This window comes from Serinicoccus sp. JS2-9 (genome assembly GCF_059025165.1).
The window spans coordinates 58,242-74,618 of the sequence record NZ_CM180091.1; the positions used below are offsets into that span (position 1 = coordinate 58,242).

A 16,377-nucleotide genomic window follows, 5' to 3' on the forward strand; every position below is an offset into this window, starting at 1 on the left:
GACCGGGCGTCTACGCTGAGCAGATGCCTGACGGGACGCGCTCGCTGCTCGCGCTGCCGAAGGCGCACCTGCACCTGCACTTCACCGGCTCGATGCGGGTGGACACGGTGCGCGAGCTGGCCGAGAAGCACGACCTGCGGCTCCCGCACGCCTTCACCACCCAGTGGCCGCCCGAGCTGTCCGGCAGGGACGAGCGCGGGTGGTTCCGGTTCCAGCGCCTGTATGACGCGGCGCGCGCCTGCGTGCGCGACGAGGAGGACATGCGTCGGATCGTGCGGGAGGCGGCTCTGGACGACGCCGCGGAAGGATCCCGATGGCTGGAGATCCAGGTCGACCCCACGTCATACGCACCCTTTCTCGGAGGGCTCACCCCGGCCCTGGAGATCGTGCTGGACGAGGCGCGGTCGGCGAGTGAGGAGACCGGCGCCCAGGTCGCCGTCGTCGTCGCCGCCTCCCGGATGAAGCACCCGCTGGACGCGCGGGCGCTGGCGCGCCTGGCCGCCAGGCACGCGGGCGAGGGCGCGGGCACGGTCGTGGGCTTCGGGCTGTCCAACGACGAGCGGCGAGGGTGGACCGGTGACTTCGAGCCGGCTTTCCGGATCGCCGCGAAGGCGGGCCTGGCCAGCGTGCCGCACGCGGGAGAGCTGCTCGGCGCCGACCACGTGCAGGTGGCGCTGGACCACCTGCTGCCGGACCGCCTCGGTCACGGGATCCGCGCGGTCGAGGATCCCGTGGTGCTCGACCGTGTCGTCGAGGAAGAGGTGACGCTCGAGGTCTGCCCGACCAGCAACGTCGCGCTCGGCGTCTACGACTCGCTGGCCGCGGTGCCGTTGCCCCGGCTGCTGGACGCCGGGGTCCGGGTGGCCCTGGGCGCCGACGACCCGTTGCTGTTCGGGAGCCGCCTGGCCGACCAGTACGTCTCGGCCCGGGTCGACCAGGGGCTGTCCGACGAGGCACTGGCCGCCCTGGCCCGCGGGTCGATCGAGGGATCGGTCGCCCCGCAGGCGACCAAGCGGGAGCTGCTCGCCGAGGTGGACGCCTGGCTGGCCGCTCCCCCCGCTCCCTGACCTGCTGCGGGCACGCGTGCGCGCGCAGGTGACCCAGGCGTGCGCCGGCGCCTCCCTCGCCCCTTCGATCTCGACCACCGGATCTCGTGCCATGGCAGCAGATCCCGTGGTCGAATTCCACGGTTGCCGTGACCGGCAGTTCATCAACCACGAGCGGCGCACGCCTGTGTCACCGGCGGGTGCACAGCCATACCTCTGCGTGGGGATCCTGCCCCTCGCGTCCCGGGACGGCCCATGCGTGGGTGATCTGCCTCTCGAGTCTGAGGGGTGAGCCCCAGGACGCCGGTGGTGATCTATCCGCGCCCGCCACGGGCCCAGCCGGGCGTGGATCTTCGACCGGCTCTCCCCGCTGGGTTTCACGCTCGCACTCCTCATGCTGTGGGTGTCGCTGAGCCCGAGCCTGCGACCGGTGGCTGAGGCTCGGCCGGGACGTCCTGCTCGTCGGCGTGAGCGTCCGGGCCTGGTGGTGGAGCGTGCGCCAGCAACGGGCCAACGCCGAGCTGGTCGGGCTGACCAGCGGTGGCAACGCGGGGATGGCGGTCGACGGCGTGCTGCGCGAGATGGAGCGCACGGACGCGTTGAACCGGCAGGTCGTGCACGTCATCACCTCGACCGGCACCGGATGCTGGAGTCAGTCGACGGGGCGGTGTGGTCCGGCACCCCGAGTTTCACACCGTTGTGGGAGGAGCTGACCTCGAGCCGGCAGCCGGGATCTCCGGAGCTGGCGCCGGTCATCGACAACGGGCGTCTCATCCGCTTCGTCACCCGGCCACGCGAGCTGACCGAGGACTTCTACGGCGGGCCCTACGCGCCGTGGAAGGAGCCCCGGGTCGTCTATGCCCAGCACGCCTCCGACCCGATCGTCTGGTGGGACGTCTCGTTGCTGTGGTCGGAGCCCGACTGGATGCGCGAGCGCGCCGGTCGGGACGTGCCACCCGCCCTGACCTGGCACCCGTGGGTGTCGTTCTGGCAGATCGGGACGGACATGCCGCTGTCGGTCTCGACTCCGGGCGGGCACGGCCACCACTACGTCGGCGAGATGGTGCCCTACTGGGCCGCGGTGCTGGATCTGGACCCCGGACCAGGCGAGGTGAGCGCCATACAGGAGGCGATCGCCGCCGCCGACCGACCGCGCTGAGGCTTTCGGAGCGAGCACCCGAGGCTCTCGGACCGAGCAGACCGGGCTCTCGGTCGGGGGTGCGGGTGAGTGGGGGCGTGGGTCAGAGGGTGAGGCCGACGAGGACGGGCTCGTTGACCAGCCGCACCCCGAAGGCCTCCTCGACCCCGTCGCGGACCTCGCGCGCGACCTCGACGACGTCGCTGGCCCGGGCCCGGCCGCGGTTGGTCAGCGCCAGGGTGTGCTTGGTCGAGAGCCCGGCGGGCCGGCCGTCGTGGGTGGCATACCCCTTGCTGAAGCCGGCCTGGTCGATCAGCCAGGCGGCCGAGGTCTTGACCTTGTCAGGCCGGTCGGTGGGGTACTCCGGCGGCGTCGGACAGTCCGGACCGAGCCTGGCCTGCGCCCGCTCCCGCAGCGCCTCGAGCTGCTCGGCCGTGAGGAAGGGGTTGGTGAAGAACGACCCGCACGACCAGGTGTCGTGGTCGCCGGTCTCCAGCACCATGCCCCGCCGGTGCCGCTGGTCGAGCACCGCCGCGCGCGCCTCGCCCAGGGGCACCCGCGCCCCCAGCTCGACGCCCAGACCGTCGGCGAGCGCGGCATACCCGATCGGCTGCGACAGCTCGGTCGGGCGCAGCGAGAAGGTCACCGTCAGCACGACGTACCGGGGCGTGACCGCCCCTGCCGCCGCCTCCGGGCCGAGCATCGACTCCTTGAGCAGCGAGTGGCGGTAGGAGAACTCGAGATCGGCGGCGAAGAGGGTGCGCACCCGGCTCTCGGCGCGGTCCCAGACCCGCACGGAGGCGATGGTCTGCGCGACCTCCTGGCCGTAGGCGCCGACGTTCTGCACCGGGGTCGCGCCGGTGGCGCCCGGGATGCCGGAGAGCGCCTCGATGCCGGACCAGCCCTGCGCGCAGGCGTGCGCGACGAGCTCGTCCCAGTTCTCCCCGGCCGCGACCGTCGCGCTCACGCCGCCGCAGGCGGACTCGTGCGACACCTCGATCCCGCTCGTGCGCACCAGCACGACGGTGCCGGGGAAGCCCTCGTCGGCGACGACGAGGTTGGAGCCGCCACCCACGACGAGGAGCGGCTCGGCTGCGGCATCGACCGCGCGCACCGCCTCGATGAGCTCGGCCTCGGTGGTCGCGGTGACCAGCTGTCGCGGCGCTCCCCCGACCCGCATGGTCGTGAGCTCGGCGAGCGGGGTCGCCTCCGACGACACGCCGGAGGAGGAGGTATGCGGTGCCGCTGCGCTCACGCGCCGGTCCCGGCGGTGGCGTCGGTGCCGGTGCGAACGACCGCCTGGCAGCGGCCGAGCACCTTGTCCCCGGCGCAGGTGGCGGTGAGCTCGAGGGTCTGCGTGCCGGCCTCCTCGTCGGTCTTCTTCACCACACCCTCGACGAGCACCTCGACGGTCTCCCCCTCGGGGACGACGACCATGCCGGTGAAGCGGGTCTGACAGGACAGGATCCGACCGGGATCGCCGCCGACGTGGTCGGTGACGGCCTCCAGCGCCGCACCCATCGTCCACATGCCGTGAGCGATGACGTCGGGCAGGCCGACCGAGCGCGCGACCTCGGCGTCCTGGTGGATGGGGTTCTGGTCGCCGGAGGCGTCGGCATACGCGACGAGCAGGGCCCGGTCGACGGTCACGGTGCGGGTCAGGTCGCTCATCAGGCCTCCCCCCGCACGACGATCGTCGAGGTCACGGTGGTGACGGGCGCCCCGCTGGCGTCGGTCAGCTCGACCCGGGTGCCGACCATGCCGTGCCCCCCGGCCTCGCGCATCGTGTCCACGTGGAGGGTGCCGGTCAGGGTGTCGCCCGCGACGATCGGCCGGTGGTGCACGAAGCCCTCCTGGCCGTGCACGACCCGGGAGAAGTCGATCCCGGCGTCCGGGTCCTGCACGAGCTGGGCCTCGCACTGCTGGGCCAGGCGCACGGCGAAGGTCGGGGGCGCGACGACGTCGGCATACCCCAGCTGCTGCGCTGCGGCGCGGTCGCGGTGCGCGGCGCCGGTCGCACCGACCGCGTCGGCGAAGACGGTGATCTGGTCGGCGGTCACCTCGAAGGGGCCGGCGGGTGGGTACTCCCGCCCGGCGAAGTCTGGGTTGACGGGCATGGTGAGCAGCCTAACCACTCGCCTCCCGCTACCGGCCCCCTCATGCCGGAGTGTGGTCGGGATAGCACGACCTCCATCGGCATACATCCCGATGAGGGTCGTGCTATCCCGTGGTCACTCCTGGGAGGGACTCCGGGTATGACGAAGGCCGCCACCCTGCGCGGGTGACGGCCTGGCGTCGGTGGCTGACGGCGGAGCGTCAGCGGGTCTCGCGGTGCGCGGTGTGCTTGCCGCAGCGCGGGCAGAACTTCGCCATGTCGAGCCGGTCGGGGTTGTTGCGCCGGTTCTTCTTGGTGATGTAGTTGCGCTCCTTGCACTCCGTGCACGCCATGGTGATCTTGGGGCGGACGTCGGTGGACTTAGCCACGGTGCAACCTGCTCTCGAAGGTGGTGAATCAGTTCTTGCGGTCTGTAGCGCGAGCTACGTGGTAGCGGAGGCGGGACTCGATCCCGCGACCTCACGATTATGAGTCGTGCGCTCTAACCAGCTGAGCTACTCCGCCTCGCGGCGGCCGGGTGACCGGCCGGCCAGAGCCCCCAAACGGAATCGAACCGTTGACCTTTTCCTTACCATGGAAACGCTCTACCGACTGAGCTATAGGGGCGGGCTGTGGGTCCTGCCGGGCTGTGGCCCCGCAGGCAGCGAGAAACAACTTTACACGAGGGCGCCGGGCGACACCAAAACGAGTCGCCCGGCGTCCGAGGTATGCCGTGACCCTCATCTCGCGCGGGTCAGGACAGGGCGCTGACCTGCATCGACAGGTGCACCTTCGCTCCCTCGCGGTCGGTGACGGACAGCTCTCCGCCCGCGGGCTGCATACCCCCGCGGAGCACGACCGTGGAGGGCAGCAGCACCGGCTTGCGGAAGTCCGCCGACACCGTCAAGGCACCGGGGAGGCGCGCGTCGACGGCGGCCAGCGCCCGGGCATGGGTCCACATGCCGTGCGCGATGGCGCGGGGGAAGCCGAGCGCCTTGGCGGTGGGTGCCGACAGGTGGATCGGGTTGACGTCGCCGGCGACCCGGGCGTAGCTGCGTCCCAGGTCGGCGGGCAGTCGCCACACGGAGAGCTGGCGCTGCGGCTCGCCCACGGCCGGCGGCTCGGTCGTCACCGGAGCTGGGTCGGCCGGCCCGGAGCCCTGCTGCGGCGCCGGCGTGGCACCGTCCGCACTCCCGCTGGCCCCGTCGTCACCGGTGGCACCGCGGACGAGGTAGGTGCTGCGGCCGGACCAGACCACCTCGTCGCCGACCCGCGCCTCACCGACGAGGTCGACGGTCCGGCCCTTGCGGTGGGGTGCGACGTTGTCGGCCCAGGACGAGAGCGTGAGAGTCTCCCGCACCCGGATGGGCCGGTGCTGGGTCATCTCGTTGGCCACGTGCACCATGCCCATCATCGGGAAGGGGAAGTCGCCGGAGGCCATCAACCTCACCTGCAGCGGGAAGGTGAGGACGTGCACCCAGGTCGTCGGGAGCGTGTCGGCCAGGACGCCGCCGGTGACCGCGCAGAAGTCCGCCAGCCGGCGGACGTCCTGCTCGACATCGGGGAGCACGATGCGGCGCTCGGGTAGCTGCCCGTGGGCGGTGCCGCGGCCGATCCCTGTGGCGAAGCCCTTGGCGAGCAGCGGACCGACCGCCGGAGCTTCGGTGAGCAGGTCGACCTCGAGGTCACCGGTCGTTTCTCCGACAGGGCGCGCGGCCAGTCCATCGTCCGCAGCAGTTCGCGCGGCCAGTCCAACGTCCACGGCAGATCGCGCGGCCAGTCCATCGTCCGCAGCAGATCGCGCGGCCAGTCCGTCATCCTGGTGGTCGGGGCTCTGGCTCACGTCAGGCCCCGATCTGGCTCTGGCCGCAGACCCGGAGCACGTCTCCGGTGACGGCGGCGGAGGCCGGGTCCGCGAAGTAGCCGATGGTCTCGGCGACGTCGACCGGCAGGCCGCCCTGCTGCAGGCTGTTGATCCGTCGCGCGACCTCACGGGTGGCCAGCGGCATCTTGCCGGTCATCTCGGTCTCGATGAAGCCCGGCGCCACGGCGTTGACCGTGATGCCGCGCCCGGCGAGCCGCTCGTCGGAGCCCATCGCCCGGACCAGCCCGATCACGCCCGCCTTCGACGCGGCGTAGTTGGCCTGACCGCGGTTGCCGGCGATCCCGGACGTCGAGGCGACTCCGATGATCCGACCGTCGTCGTCGATCCCGCCGGGCAGCTCCGGGTCGAGCAGCACCGCGTTGATCCGGATCTGCGCGGCCAGGTTGACCTCGAGCACGCTGCCCCACCGCTGCTCGTCGGTGTTGGCGAGCAGCTTGTCCCGGGTGATGCCGGCGTTGTGCACGATCGCGTGGATGCGGGCGGCGTCACCGAAGCGCTGGGCCACGTGCGCCGCGATCCGCTGGCCCGCGTCCTCGGCGGTGATGTCGAGCTGCAGCGCGGTGCCGCCGATCGAGTTGGCCACCTCGGCCAGGCCCTGGCCGCCAGCGGGCACGTCGACGGCGACGACGAGAGCGCCGTCGCGGGCGAAGGTCCGGGCGATCCCGGCCCCGATCCCGCGCCCCGCACCCGTCACCACGACGATGCGGCCCTCGAACGGCCGGTCGCTCGGGGCGTCGGAGGGGCGATCGCTGTGGCCCACGTGCAGCACCTGGCCGGAGACGTAGGCCGAGCGCCCCTGCAGCAGGAAGGACATCGTCGACGCGAGATCGTCGGCGGTGGTGGGCTCGGCGGTGAGCAGGTCGACGCGGACCAGGTTGGCCGTGGCGCCCTTGCGCAGCTCCTTGCCGACGCTGCGCACGATGCCCTCGAGCGCCTGCTGGGTCGCGACGGCCATCGGGGCACCGGCCGTCTCCGGCTCGACGCCGAGCACGATGACCCGACCGGAGGCCTCCAGGCCCTTCATCGCCGGGCGCAGCAGCCCGCGCACGGTCTCCAGATCCGCGATCGAGGTGGCGCCCGTGGCGTCGACGACGAGGGCACCGATCCGGGAGGCGTAGGGCTCGGGGACCTCCCGCGTCCGCCCGTCGTCGGTGGTCTCGGTCACCCGCGTCTGCGGGGTGTCGACCAGCGCCTGGGTGTGGGGCGTCCCGAGCGCCTCCAGGGTCGCAGCACCCAGCGAGCCGCCGCCCACGACCCCGAGCGCCACCGGGCCGGAGGGCAGGTCCCGGCCCCGTCGCAGGCGGGTCGGCTGCGGCACCCCGAGCTGCTTGGCCAGCGGGTTGGACGTGAGGATCTGCATCAGGTCAGCCATGTCAGCACCCTTCCAGGATCGCGACGACGCCCTGCCCGCCGGCGGCGCAGATGGAGATGAGGCCGCGCGAGCCCGGTCCCTTCTCATGCAGCATCTTGGCCAGCGAGGCGACGATGCGGCCGCCGGTGGCGGCGAACGGGTGGCCGGCGGCGAGCGAGGAGCCGTTGACGTTGAGCTTGCTGCGGTCCACCGACCCCAGCGGCGCGTCCAGACCGAGCCGGTCGCGGCAGAACTCCTCGGACTCCCAGGCTGCCATGGTGGACAGCACCGTGGAGGCGAAGGCCTCGTGGATCTCGATGAGGTCGAAGTCGTCGAGCGTGAGGCCCTGGCGCGCGAGCAGGCGCGGCACGGCATACGCCGGAGCCATGAGCAGCCCCTCCTCGCCGGAGACGTAGTCGACCGCGGCGGTCTCGGCGTCGACGAACCGTGCGAGCGCCGGGAGCCGGTGCTCGGTGGCCCAGTCCTCGCTGCCGAGCAGCACCAGCGCCGCCCCGTCCGACAACGGCGTCGAGTTGCCGGCCGTCATGGTGGCGCCCTCACCCTTGCCGAAGACCGGCGACAGCTTCGCGAGCTTCTCCACCGAGGTGTCCGGGCGCAGGCCCTCGTCGCGCGAGAGCCGCAGGAAGCCGGTGACGAGGTCGTCGAAGAAGCCGGACTCCCAGGCCTGGGCCATGTGGTGGTGGCTCGCGACGGCCAGCTCGTCCTGGGCCTCGCGGGTGATGCCCCACTCCTTGGCGGTGATCGCCATGTGGTCACCCATCGAGAGCCCCGTGCGCGGCTCGGCGTTGCGCGGGGTCTCCGGGGCGAGGTCGCGGGGGCGGACCCCGGCGAGCGCCTTGGCGCGGGCCATCGGCGTCTTGGCGTGGTTGGCCTTGAGCAGCGCCTTGCGCAGCCCCTCACCGACGGCGATCGGCGCATCGCTGGCGGAGTCCACACCCCCGGCGATGCCCGAGTCGATCTGACCGAGGCGGATCTTGTTGGCGACGAGCACGACGGCCTCGAGGCCGGTGCCGCAGGCCTGCTGCAGGTCGTAGGCGGGCGTCGTGGCCGACAGCGCCGAGCCCAGCACCGACTCCCGGGCCAGGTTGAAGTCGCGGGCGTGCTTGAGCACGGCGCCTGCGGCGACCTCTCCCACCGGCTGTCCTGCGAGCCCGAACCGGGCGACCAGCCCGTCGAGCGCGGAGGTGAGCATGGCCTGGTTGGAAGCGGCGGCATACGCGCCACCGGCCTTGCCGAAGGGGATCCGGTTGCCGCCGACGATGACGGCATCTCTGAGCTGGTCGGGCATGTGTGCTCCTCGGGCGTCGCGGGGTGCATGCGAGATGATTATCCGGTACCGACTGTAGCCGATACGTCGAGTACGCGATACTCTGAGTGCTATGAGGTCCGATCCAGGAGCACAGACGGTGCTGCGCAGCGGCGCCCGCGACGGTCGGGACGTGCGCTGGGAGGCGCACCGTGCCGAGCGGCGACAGCAGCTCGTCGAGGCCGCGCTCAAGGCGATCCGCAAGCACGGCGCCGGAGTCGGCATGGACGAGATCGCCGCCCAGGCCGGCACGAGCAAGACCGTGCTCTACCGACACCTGGGCGACAAGGCGGGCCTCTACGGCGCCGTCGTCACCGCCGTCGACGACACGATCCTGGCCGACCTGCGCGCGGCCCAGGAAGGCGGCGGTGACATCGTCACGCGGATCGCGGCGATGGTGCGGTCCTATCTGTCGCTGGTGGAGCGCGACCCCGACATCTACCGCTTCGTGATGACGCGCCCGCTGGAGACGACCGAGGGCGACGCCCAGGACCCGGTCCGGCAGATCACCAGCCAGGTGAGCGAGCAGCTCACCGACGCGCTGCACGCCCACCTCGTCTCGGTGGGCCGTGGCGACGACGCGGACCTGCTGGCCCCTGCCTGGGGCACCGGCATCGTCGGCCTCGTGCGCGCCGCCGCCGACCACTGGCTCACGACCGCGAGCGCGGCCGACCCGACCTCACCGCATACCGACCTGTCCGTCGACGACGTCACGCACGCCGTCATGGAGCTCATCCGACCCGCCATCCGAGGAGCCGCCCGATGACCACCTCCACCCAGACCCAGCCCACCCACACCCCCGAGCCGGACACCGGCATCAGCATGCCGGCGAGCGCCGGCGAGCCGGCCACCCGCCCGCACTCCGACGAGCAGCTCACCGAACTCGGGGAGGGCCTGCGCGCCGCGACCGGGGGCGCCTACGGTCCGGTCCGGGAGCTGGCCCGCGCGACCGTGCCCGCCGAGTTCATGGTGCGCGACCCGGCGCTCACGATGCCCGAGGCCCGGGCCTGGACCAACGAGGCGCTGCGCGGGCTCGTGCACTACGGCATGGCCGGCAGCGGCTTCCCCACCGCGGTCGGGGGCCTGGACGACGTCGGCCGGTCCTGCATCGACTTCGAGATGACCGCCCACGGCGACCTGTCGCTCACGGTGAAGTCGGGGGTGCACTTCGGGCTCTACGGGGGCGCGGTCACCGCGCTCGGCAACGAGTGGCACCACGAGACCTTCCTCGGACCGAACCTCGCGCTGGAGCAGATCGGCTGCTACGCCATGACCGAGTTCGGCCACGGGTCCGACGTCGCGTCACTGGAGACCACGCATACCTATGACGCGCAGACCGACGAGATCGTCGTGCACTCCCCCACGCCGTCCTCCACCAAGACCTACATCGGGGCTGCCGCGCAGGACGCGCACGTCGCCGCGGTCTACGGCCAGCTGATCGTCGACGGCGAATCGCACGGGGTGCACGTCGTCGTCGTGCCGATCCGCGACGAGGCGGGCGAGCCGCTGCCCGGCGTGACGCTCGGCGACAACGGCGCCAAGGGTGGTCTCGCGGGCGTCGACAACGGCACCATCACCTTCGACCAGGTGCGGGTGCCGCGCGCGCACCTGCTCAACCGCTACGGCGGCATCGACGACGAGGGGCGCTACGTCTCCGACATCGAGTCCGACAGCAAGCGCTTCTTCACCATGCTCGGCACGCTGGTGCGCGGCCGGATCTGCGTGGCGGCCGGGGCCGCGACCGCGTCCCGCAAGGCGCTGTCGATCGCGACGCGGTATGCCGTGCGCCGGCGCCAGTTCAGCGCGCCGGGGCACGACGGCGAGGTCGTGCTGCTCGACTACCTCGCGCACCAGCGCAAGCTCCTCCCGGCGATCGCCACGGCCTACGCGCACATGTTCGCCATCAACGAGGTCGTGGAGCGGCTGCAGGAGCTGCACGAGATGCCGGAGAAGGACCAGGTCGCCCAGCGCGAGCTGGAGACCCGGGCGGCCGGGCTCAAGGCGATCGTGACGCGCTTCGGCAACGACACGATCCAGATGTGCCGCGAGGCCTGCGGTGGCGCCGGCTATCTCGCCGAGAACGGCCTGACCGTGCTGCGCGGCGACGCCGACGTCTTCGCCACCTTCGAGGGCGACAACACGGTGCTGCTGCAGCTGGTCGCCAAGGGCCTGCTCTCGGGCTACAAGGAGATGTGGGGCGACCTGGACATGCGCGGCATGGTGCAGTTCGCCGCGCGGGCCTTCGGCGGGCAGTTCGTCGAGGCGACCGCGGCGCGTCCGCTGGTGGAGCGGCTGCGCTCTGCCGCGGCCCGCAAGGGCGAGGACGACACCCTGCTCGACCGGGGCTGGCACCTGGCGATGTTCGCCGACCGCGAGCGCCACGTGCTCGAGACGCTGGCCACCCGGCTGCGTCGGCACGCGGACGACAAGGACGCCTTCGAGGCCTTCAACTCGGCCCAGGACCACGTGCTGCTGGCGGCGAGGACGCACATGGACCGCGTCGTGCTGGAGGCCTTCGTCGCGGGGATCGACGCCTGCGAGGACGAGGCGGTGCGCGAGGTGCTGGAGCAGCTGTGCACGCTCTACGCGCTGAGCTCGATCGACGCCGACGCCGGCTGGTTTCAGGCGCACAACCGCATGTCCGCCGGCCGGGCCAAGGCGGTGGTCGCTCAGATCAACCAGCTCTGCACCGACCTGCGACCGCAGGCGATCGAGCTGGTCGAGGGCCTCGGCATACCGGAGCAGTGGCTCAACGCGCAGATGCTCGAGGACGACACCGCGGCCCGCTGGACCCCCGGCGCGACCGCCGCCACCGACTGACCTCCTCCCCCTATCCCGACCGAGAGCCGGCGAGGCTCTCGGTCAGGTGAGGGACAGTGCGGTGGAGACGCCGGTGTAGGCCGCCACCAGGACCAGCATGACCGCGAAGGCGCGCTGCAGGACCGAGGGATCGAGCCGTCGCCCGACGCGCCCGCCGACGACCGTGCCGACGATCGCGGCAGTCGTGAAGACGGCGATGAGGTCCCAGGGCAGGTCGAGCCCACCGCCGAGGCGACCCAGCACACCAGTCGCCGAGTTGACCGTGATGACGAGCAGCGAGGTGCCGACGGCCAGGCTCATCGGCAGCCCCAGCATGAGGATGAGCGCCGGCACGATCGCGAAGCCGCCGCCGACACCGAAGAAGCCGGTCATCACGCCCGACCCCGACGCCACCGCCAGCACGACGACGGCCCGGCGCAGGTCGATCGAGAACGGCCGCCACGTGAGCCATCCGCGTCCGACATCCTCGGGGTCGGCGCGGTGCTGGACCCTCGCCCGGTGCCACATGACCGAGGCCACGACGAGCAGCAGCGCCGTGAACAGCCACATCGTCAGACTCGGGTCGGCCAGCGCCGCGACCCTCGACCCGAGGAGCGCACCCCCGGCGCCGAGGATCCCGAAGGCGAGGCCGTCGGCCCAGCGCACCCGCCCGGCCCGGGACTGCCCGACGAGCGCCACGATGCTGGTGATCCCCACGATGACGAGGGAGGCGGTGGTCGCGACGGCGGGCGGCTGGTCGAGCAGGTAGACCAGCGCCGGCACGGTGATGATACCGCCGCCGGCCCCCAGGGCCCCCAGCACGACGCCCACGACCAGCCCGACGACGACCTCGACCACGACCTCCACGCCGACAGTCTGGACGTCAGGAGCACCGCAGGTCAAATACCCCCCAGGGTATGCATCCAACCCATGAGAGCGGCAGTGGTCGACGTCGGCACCGGGCCGACTCTCCTAGCGCACCCCGTGCGCCCAGAGGTCGCGCAGCAGGGCCACCTCGGCGAGGTGGTGGATCGTCTCGCGGTTGATGTGGAGCACGAGCGTGAGCATCGGTGACTCGGCCCAGGGCCCCTCCGCCGGACCCACCGGTCGACGCAACCCCTCGTCGTCGAGCTGACGCACCCCGCCGGTCCAGGCGGCATACGCCGCGTCGAGCTGGTCGAGCGCCTCGGCGGCGGTGTCGGCGTAGTCCCAGCCGAGGATGTCCGCCTCGGGCCCGTCGACATGACTGTGCGCCCGCGCGCCCAGGACCCCGACGATGACGTGCCCCAGCCGCCACGCGATCGAGGTCACCGGCGCCGGCTGCGGCTCGGGGTGGGCCCAGTCGAGCTGCCACTCCCCGCCCCCCGCCCGCGCTGTCACCGTCGCCGGGACGTCGGCATCTCGATGCCGCAGGTTCCACGTGCCCGGCGCCGGCTCCCAGAGGTACTCCTCGTCGCTCAGCCCTTCCAACCGCGGTCGCGCGTGGTGTCGCCAGTGGAAGTCGAGCTGGTCGAGCAGGTCGGCGGTGAGGTCGCTCATGGCCTCACCTCACCACATCCGGCGGACAGATCCCGTCCGGCATCCGTGGAAGAGTGTCGGCCATGACGGATCCGACGACCCGGGTGCTGCGCCTCCTCGGCCTGTTCCAGACCCGCGCGCTGTGGACCTCGGAGGAGCTCGCCGACCGGCTCGGTGTCACGACCCGCAGCATCCGCCGGGACATCGACCGGCTGCGCGACCTGGGCTACCCGGTGCGCGCCAGCAGCGGGGTGGGCGGTGGCTACCAGCTCGGGGCGGGCGGAGCACTCCCTCCGCTCCTGCTGGCCGAGGACGAGGCCGTGGCGGTCGCGGTCTGCCTGCGCCTCGCCGCCGGCGGCACCGTCGCCGGGGTCACCGACAGCGCCGTCCGCATCCTCGCCAAGCTCGACCAGGTGATGCCGGCCCGGGCCCGCGAGCAGGTCGCCGCGATCCACGACAGCACCGTCACCGTGGGCACCGCGCGCGCCGTCGTCGACCCTGAGGTGCTCATGGCAGCCTCCCGCGCCTGCCGGGACCGGCTCCGCGCCACCATCGGGTATGTCGATCGCTCCGGCCAGGAGAGCACGCGCCGGATCGAGCCGGCGAGTCTGGTGGCGGTGAGCCATCGGTGGTATCTGCTCGCCTACGACCTCGATCGCGAGGACTGGCGCAGCTTCCGGCTGGACCGGGTGCAGCGCCTCGAGGTGGGGACCCTGCGCGGTGCCGAGCGGGAGGTGCCCGACCCCGCGTCATACATCACCCGGTCGGTCACCCGCTCGCCCTACCGCTGGGTGACGACGGCGCGGGTCCGGATGGACCTCGAGCGGCTCACCGAGCACGTGTCGCCGCTGGCCGGGGAGGTGCGCGACCTCGGCGACGGCTGGTGCAAGCTGGTGACGGGCGGGGAGAGCCTGGACTACCTCGCGGCCGAGCTGGTCATGCTGGGCACCGACGTCGAGGTCCTCGACCCGCCCGAGCTGGTGGCCCACCTCGAGGTGCTCCGGGAGCGGCTGCGGGCCGGCTAAGGCCTCGCCTTCGCGGCCGCCGGTCCCTCGGCCCGCCTGGACCGACCCGCGAGCGCAGGATCAGGCGAGCAGTGCCGCGCCGACCGCACCCGCCACCACGACCGCACCGGCGACGGCATGCCCGCCGCGCATCTCCTTGAGCACGATGAGCAGCTCGCGCAGCGTGGCACCGCGCGCAGAGCCAGCAGGCACCGCCACCCCCACCACCTGCAGGTCCAGCCCGAGCCGGGCGGCGAGCAGGCTGGTGCGGGCCGCGTGATAGCCGCTGGTCACGACGGCATACGGCGGACGCACCCGGCGCTCGCCCAGCAGCCCGGTCGCGAGCAGCAGGTTCTCCTCCGTGGTCGTGGCGCGGTCCTCGACGAGCACCGGGGAATCGGGCTGCTGCTCGCGGACCCACCGCTTCATCGCCACCGCCTCCGCGGGGCGGTCCGCGTCACCCCGACCGCCGGTGAGCACCAGCGGCGCGGCGCCCAGAGCGACACCGGCCTCGGCGCCTGCGGCCGCGGCAGCACCGGTGGCCGACCCGTCGCGCAGCCGCTCGTGCACCGCCAGTCCGCCCCGCAACCGGGCCGCCAGCTCAGGTCCGACCTCGCCGTCCGGCACCGGAGCCCCGAGCACGATGACCGCACCCGTGCCGGCGCGCAGCGGTCGGAGCCGCAGCCAGCAGCGCCGCAGCACCAGGCCACACAGGACCACCCCCGGCCAGGCGGCGAGCAGCAGCAGCCCCGCGGCGAGGCCGACGAGGAGCGGCGTGGCGGCATACCGGAGCAGCAGCAGGGCACCCACCAGCACGGCGAGCAGCGTCGGACCGGCGATCAGCGCTCGGCGCGTGTCGTCGTCACGACGACCGCACCCGAGCCGCCGCAGCCCGTAGGTCAGCAGCAGCCCGGGCAGGACGGCACCGAGCGCCGCGAGGACGAGCCCCGCGGCCAGGAGGGAGCCGCTCAGGCGCGCGCCTCGGCGAGCACCTCGGCCAGGGTGTCGGTGATCTGCCGCAGCTCGCCCTCGGTGATGGTGAGCGGCGGGGCGAGCCGGATGGTCGAGCCGTGGGTGTCCTTGGCGAGCACACCCTTGGCGGCCAGCGTCTTGCAGGCGGCCTTGCCGGTCATGAGCTCGGGGTCGATGTCGATACCGGCCCACAGACCGCGCACGCGCACCGCCTCGGCACCGTTGCCGACGAGCTTGCCCAGCTCCTCGGCGAAGACGGTCTCCAGCTCCCGCGCGTGCGCCTGGTGCTCCCCGGTGGCGAGCAGGTCGACGACGGCCTTGCCGACGGCGGCCGCCAGCGGGTTGCCGCCGAAGGTCGAGCCGTGGGTGCCCGGGGTGATGACGCCCATGACGTCGGCGTTCGCGGCGACCGCGGAGACCGGCACGATGCCGCCGCCGAGGGCCTTGCCAAGGGTGTACATGTCGGCCTGGACGCCTTCGTACTCGCACGCCAGGGTGGTGCCGGTGCGGCCCAGGCCGGACTGGATCTCGTCGGCGATCATGAGGACGTTCTTGCTGGTGCAGAGCTCGCGCAGACCCGGGAGGAAGCCCTCCTTGGGGATCATGACGCCCTGCTCGCCCTGGATCGGCTCGACCAGGACCGCCACGGTGTTGTCACTGATCGCGTCCTCGATCGCGGCCAGGTCGCCGTAGGGCACGGAGACGAAGCCGGGGGTGTAGGGGCCGTACTCGTCGTGCGCCTCCGGGTCGTCGGAGAAGGAGATGATCGTCGTCGTGCGGCCGTGGAAGTTGCCGTCCATGACGATGATCTCCGCCTGACCGTCGGCGACACCCTTCTTCTGGTAGCCCCACTTGCGGGCGATCTTGAGCGCGGTCTCGACCGCCTCGGCGCCGGTGTTCATCGGCAGGATCATGTCCTTGCCGACCAGCTGTGCCAGGGCCTCGCAGAACGGCCCGAGCTGGTCGTTGTGGAAGGCGCGCGAGGTGAGCGTGGAGCGGTCCAGCTGGTCCTTGGCGGCCTGCACCAGCCCGGGATGGCGGTGCCCGAAGTTCAGCGCCGAGTAGCCGGAGAGAGCGTCGATGTAGGTGCGCCCCTCGACGTCGGTGACGTGGATGCCGTCGGCCTGCTCGACCACCACGGGCAGCGGGCTGTAGTTGTGGGCGGCGACCTTGTCCTCGAGGTCGATGAAGTCCTGGTTGGTGGACAGCTCAGTCATGCAGGTCATCCTAGGGTCGACGAAG

General features: G+C 72.4%; 17 protein-coding genes and 2 tRNA genes. 6 read left to right on the forward strand and 13 right to left on the reverse strand.

Annotated features, from left to right (window positions below; all coding sequences use genetic code 11):
- Positions 1–23: 23 nt before the first annotated feature.
- The 3 genes from AC5PYY_RS00330 to AC5PYY_RS00340 all read left to right on the forward strand — a co-directional run bounded on the left by AC5PYY_RS00330 (position 24) and on the right by AC5PYY_RS00340 (position 2,205).
- Positions 24–1,067, forward strand: coding sequence for an adenosine deaminase (locus AC5PYY_RS00330; protein WP_493897863.1), 1,044 nt, complete (start codon positions 24–26; stop codon positions 1,065–1,067).
- 473 nt (positions 1,068–1,540) lie between these two features.
- Complete coding sequence (locus AC5PYY_RS00335; protein ID WP_493899297.1) at positions 1,541–1,759, forward strand: alpha/beta-hydrolase family protein; 219 nt, start codon at positions 1,541–1,543, stop codon at positions 1,757–1,759.
- The gene (locus tag AC5PYY_RS00340; RefSeq protein ID WP_493897864.1) at positions 1,690–2,205 is read left to right on the forward strand and encodes an alpha/beta-hydrolase family protein; all 516 of its coding nucleotides are present in this window, start codon (positions 1,690–1,692) and stop codon (positions 2,203–2,205) included. Before AC5PYY_RS00335 ends, AC5PYY_RS00340 begins: the two co-directional genes overlap by 70 nt.
- Positions 2,206–2,287: 82 nt before the next feature.
- Here the strand turns inward: AC5PYY_RS00340 and AC5PYY_RS00345 are convergent, their stop codons facing one another.
- From AC5PYY_RS00345 to AC5PYY_RS00385, 9 genes are all read right to left on the reverse strand, one after another.
- Complete coding sequence (locus tag AC5PYY_RS00345; RefSeq protein ID WP_493899298.1) at positions 2,288–3,364, reverse strand: UDP-N-acetylmuramate dehydrogenase; 1,077 nt, start codon at positions 3,362–3,364, stop codon at positions 2,288–2,290.
- 71 nt (positions 3,365–3,435) lie between these two features.
- Entirely contained in the window at positions 3,436–3,855 is a 420-nt protein-coding gene (locus AC5PYY_RS00350) for a MaoC/PaaZ C-terminal domain-containing protein (protein WP_493897865.1), read from the reverse strand.
- Positions 3,855–4,301, reverse strand: coding sequence for an FAS1-like dehydratase domain-containing protein (locus AC5PYY_RS00355; RefSeq protein WP_493897866.1), 447 nt, complete (start codon positions 4,299–4,301; stop codon positions 3,855–3,857). Before AC5PYY_RS00355 ends, AC5PYY_RS00350 begins: the two co-directional genes overlap by 1 nt.
- A gap of 199 nt (positions 4,302–4,500) precedes the next feature.
- Positions 4,501–4,668 carry a 50S ribosomal protein L33 gene (rpmG, locus tag AC5PYY_RS00360; protein WP_010148718.1) on the reverse strand — a complete coding sequence of 56 codons (168 nt, stop codon included), beginning with the start codon at positions 4,666–4,668 and terminating at the stop codon, positions 4,501–4,503.
- Between the two features lie 59 nt (positions 4,669–4,727).
- A tRNA-Met gene (locus tag AC5PYY_RS00365) sits at positions 4,728–4,804 on the reverse strand.
- A 29-nt stretch (positions 4,805–4,833) separates the two neighbouring features.
- Positions 4,834–4,906: transfer RNA gene (locus AC5PYY_RS00370), tRNA-Thr, on the reverse strand.
- 127 nt (positions 4,907–5,033) lie between these two features.
- Positions 5,034–6,122 (reverse strand): MaoC/PaaZ C-terminal domain-containing protein, encoded by a 1,089-nt coding sequence (locus AC5PYY_RS00375; protein ID WP_493897867.1) that lies wholly within the window; start codon positions 6,120–6,122, stop codon positions 5,034–5,036.
- Position 6,123: 1 nt separating this feature from the next.
- Complete coding sequence (locus tag AC5PYY_RS00380; protein WP_493897868.1) at positions 6,124–7,536, reverse strand: 3-oxoacyl-ACP reductase; 1,413 nt, start codon at positions 7,534–7,536, stop codon at positions 6,124–6,126.
- Position 7,537: 1 nt separating this feature from the next.
- A complete protein-coding gene (locus AC5PYY_RS00385; RefSeq protein WP_493897869.1) occupies positions 7,538–8,824 on the reverse strand; it encodes an acetyl-CoA C-acetyltransferase in 1,287 nt (428 codons plus the stop codon).
- A 91-nt stretch (positions 8,825–8,915) separates the two neighbouring features.
- Between AC5PYY_RS00385 and AC5PYY_RS00390 the strand changes: the two genes are divergently transcribed.
- Positions 8,916–9,608 (forward strand): TetR/AcrR family transcriptional regulator, encoded by a 693-nt coding sequence (locus AC5PYY_RS00390; protein ID WP_493897870.1) that lies wholly within the window; start codon positions 8,916–8,918, stop codon positions 9,606–9,608.
- Entirely contained in the window at positions 9,605–11,662 is a 2,058-nt protein-coding gene (locus AC5PYY_RS00395) for an acyl-CoA dehydrogenase family protein (RefSeq protein ID WP_493897871.1), read from the forward strand. Before AC5PYY_RS00390 ends, AC5PYY_RS00395 begins: the two co-directional genes overlap by 4 nt.
- Before the next feature lie 42 nt (positions 11,663–11,704).
- On the opposite strand, the gene AC5PYY_RS00400 is transcribed toward AC5PYY_RS00395, so the two are convergent.
- Both AC5PYY_RS00400 and AC5PYY_RS00405 read right to left on the reverse strand, forming a co-directional pair.
- Positions 11,705–12,508, reverse strand: coding sequence for a sulfite exporter TauE/SafE family protein (locus AC5PYY_RS00400; RefSeq protein WP_493897872.1), 804 nt, complete (start codon positions 12,506–12,508; stop codon positions 11,705–11,707).
- A 105-nt stretch (positions 12,509–12,613) separates the two neighbouring features.
- Entirely contained in the window at positions 12,614–13,180 is a 567-nt protein-coding gene (locus tag AC5PYY_RS00405; protein ID WP_493897873.1) for a DinB family protein, read from the reverse strand.
- 62 nt (positions 13,181–13,242) lie between these two features.
- Here AC5PYY_RS00405 and AC5PYY_RS00410 point away from each other — a divergent pair, with 62 nt between their 5' ends.
- Positions 13,243–14,184, forward strand: coding sequence for a helix-turn-helix transcriptional regulator (locus tag AC5PYY_RS00410; RefSeq protein ID WP_493897874.1), 942 nt, complete (start codon positions 13,243–13,245; stop codon positions 14,182–14,184).
- 60 nt (positions 14,185–14,244) lie between these two features.
- Here the strand turns inward: AC5PYY_RS00410 and AC5PYY_RS00415 are convergent, their stop codons facing one another.
- Complete coding sequence (locus AC5PYY_RS00415; protein ID WP_493897875.1) at positions 14,245–14,979, reverse strand: YdcF family protein; 735 nt, start codon at positions 14,977–14,979, stop codon at positions 14,245–14,247.
- 152 nt (positions 14,980–15,131) lie between these two features.
- Complete coding sequence (rocD, locus tag AC5PYY_RS00420) at positions 15,132–16,352, reverse strand: ornithine--oxo-acid transaminase (protein ID WP_493897876.1); 1,221 nt, start codon at positions 16,350–16,352, stop codon at positions 15,132–15,134.
- Positions 16,353–16,377: the final 25 nt, after the last annotated feature.

Coding starts and splice junctions, on each gene's coding strand:
- AC5PYY_RS00395 (WP_493897871.1), top strand. CDS start 9,605: ATGACCACCTCCACCCAGACCCAGCCCACCCACACCCCCGAGCCGGAC.
- AC5PYY_RS00390 (WP_493897870.1), top strand. CDS start 8,916: ATGAGGTCCGATCCAGGAGCACAGACGGTGCTGCGCAGCGGCGCCCGC.
- AC5PYY_RS00410 (WP_493897874.1), top strand. CDS start 13,243: ATGACGGATCCGACGACCCGGGTGCTGCGCCTCCTCGGCCTGTTCCAG.
- AC5PYY_RS00355 (WP_493897866.1), bottom strand. CDS start 4,301: ATGCCCGTCAACCCAGACTTCGCCGGGCGGGAGTACCCACCCGCCGGC.
- AC5PYY_RS00380 (WP_493897868.1), bottom strand. CDS start 7,536: ATGGCTGACCTGATGCAGATCCTCACGTCCAACCCGCTGGCCAAGCAG.
- AC5PYY_RS00405 (WP_493897873.1), bottom strand. CDS start 13,180: ATGAGCGACCTCACCGCCGACCTGCTCGACCAGCTCGACTTCCACTGG.
- AC5PYY_RS00330 (WP_493897863.1), top strand. CDS start 24: ATGCCTGACGGGACGCGCTCGCTGCTCGCGCTGCCGAAGGCGCACCTG.
- AC5PYY_RS00345 (WP_493899298.1), bottom strand. CDS start 3,364: ATGCGGGTCGGGGGAGCGCCGCGACAGCTGGTCACCGCGACCACCGAG.
- AC5PYY_RS00340 (WP_493897864.1), top strand. CDS start 1,690: ATGCTGGAGTCAGTCGACGGGGCGGTGTGGTCCGGCACCCCGAGTTTC.
- AC5PYY_RS00350 (WP_493897865.1), bottom strand. CDS start 3,855: ATGAGCGACCTGACCCGCACCGTGACCGTCGACCGGGCCCTGCTCGTC.
- AC5PYY_RS00385 (WP_493897869.1), bottom strand. CDS start 8,824: ATGCCCGACCAGCTCAGAGATGCCGTCATCGTCGGCGGCAACCGGATC.
- rocD (WP_493897876.1), bottom strand. CDS start 16,352: ATGACTGAGCTGTCCACCAACCAGGACTTCATCGACCTCGAGGACAAG.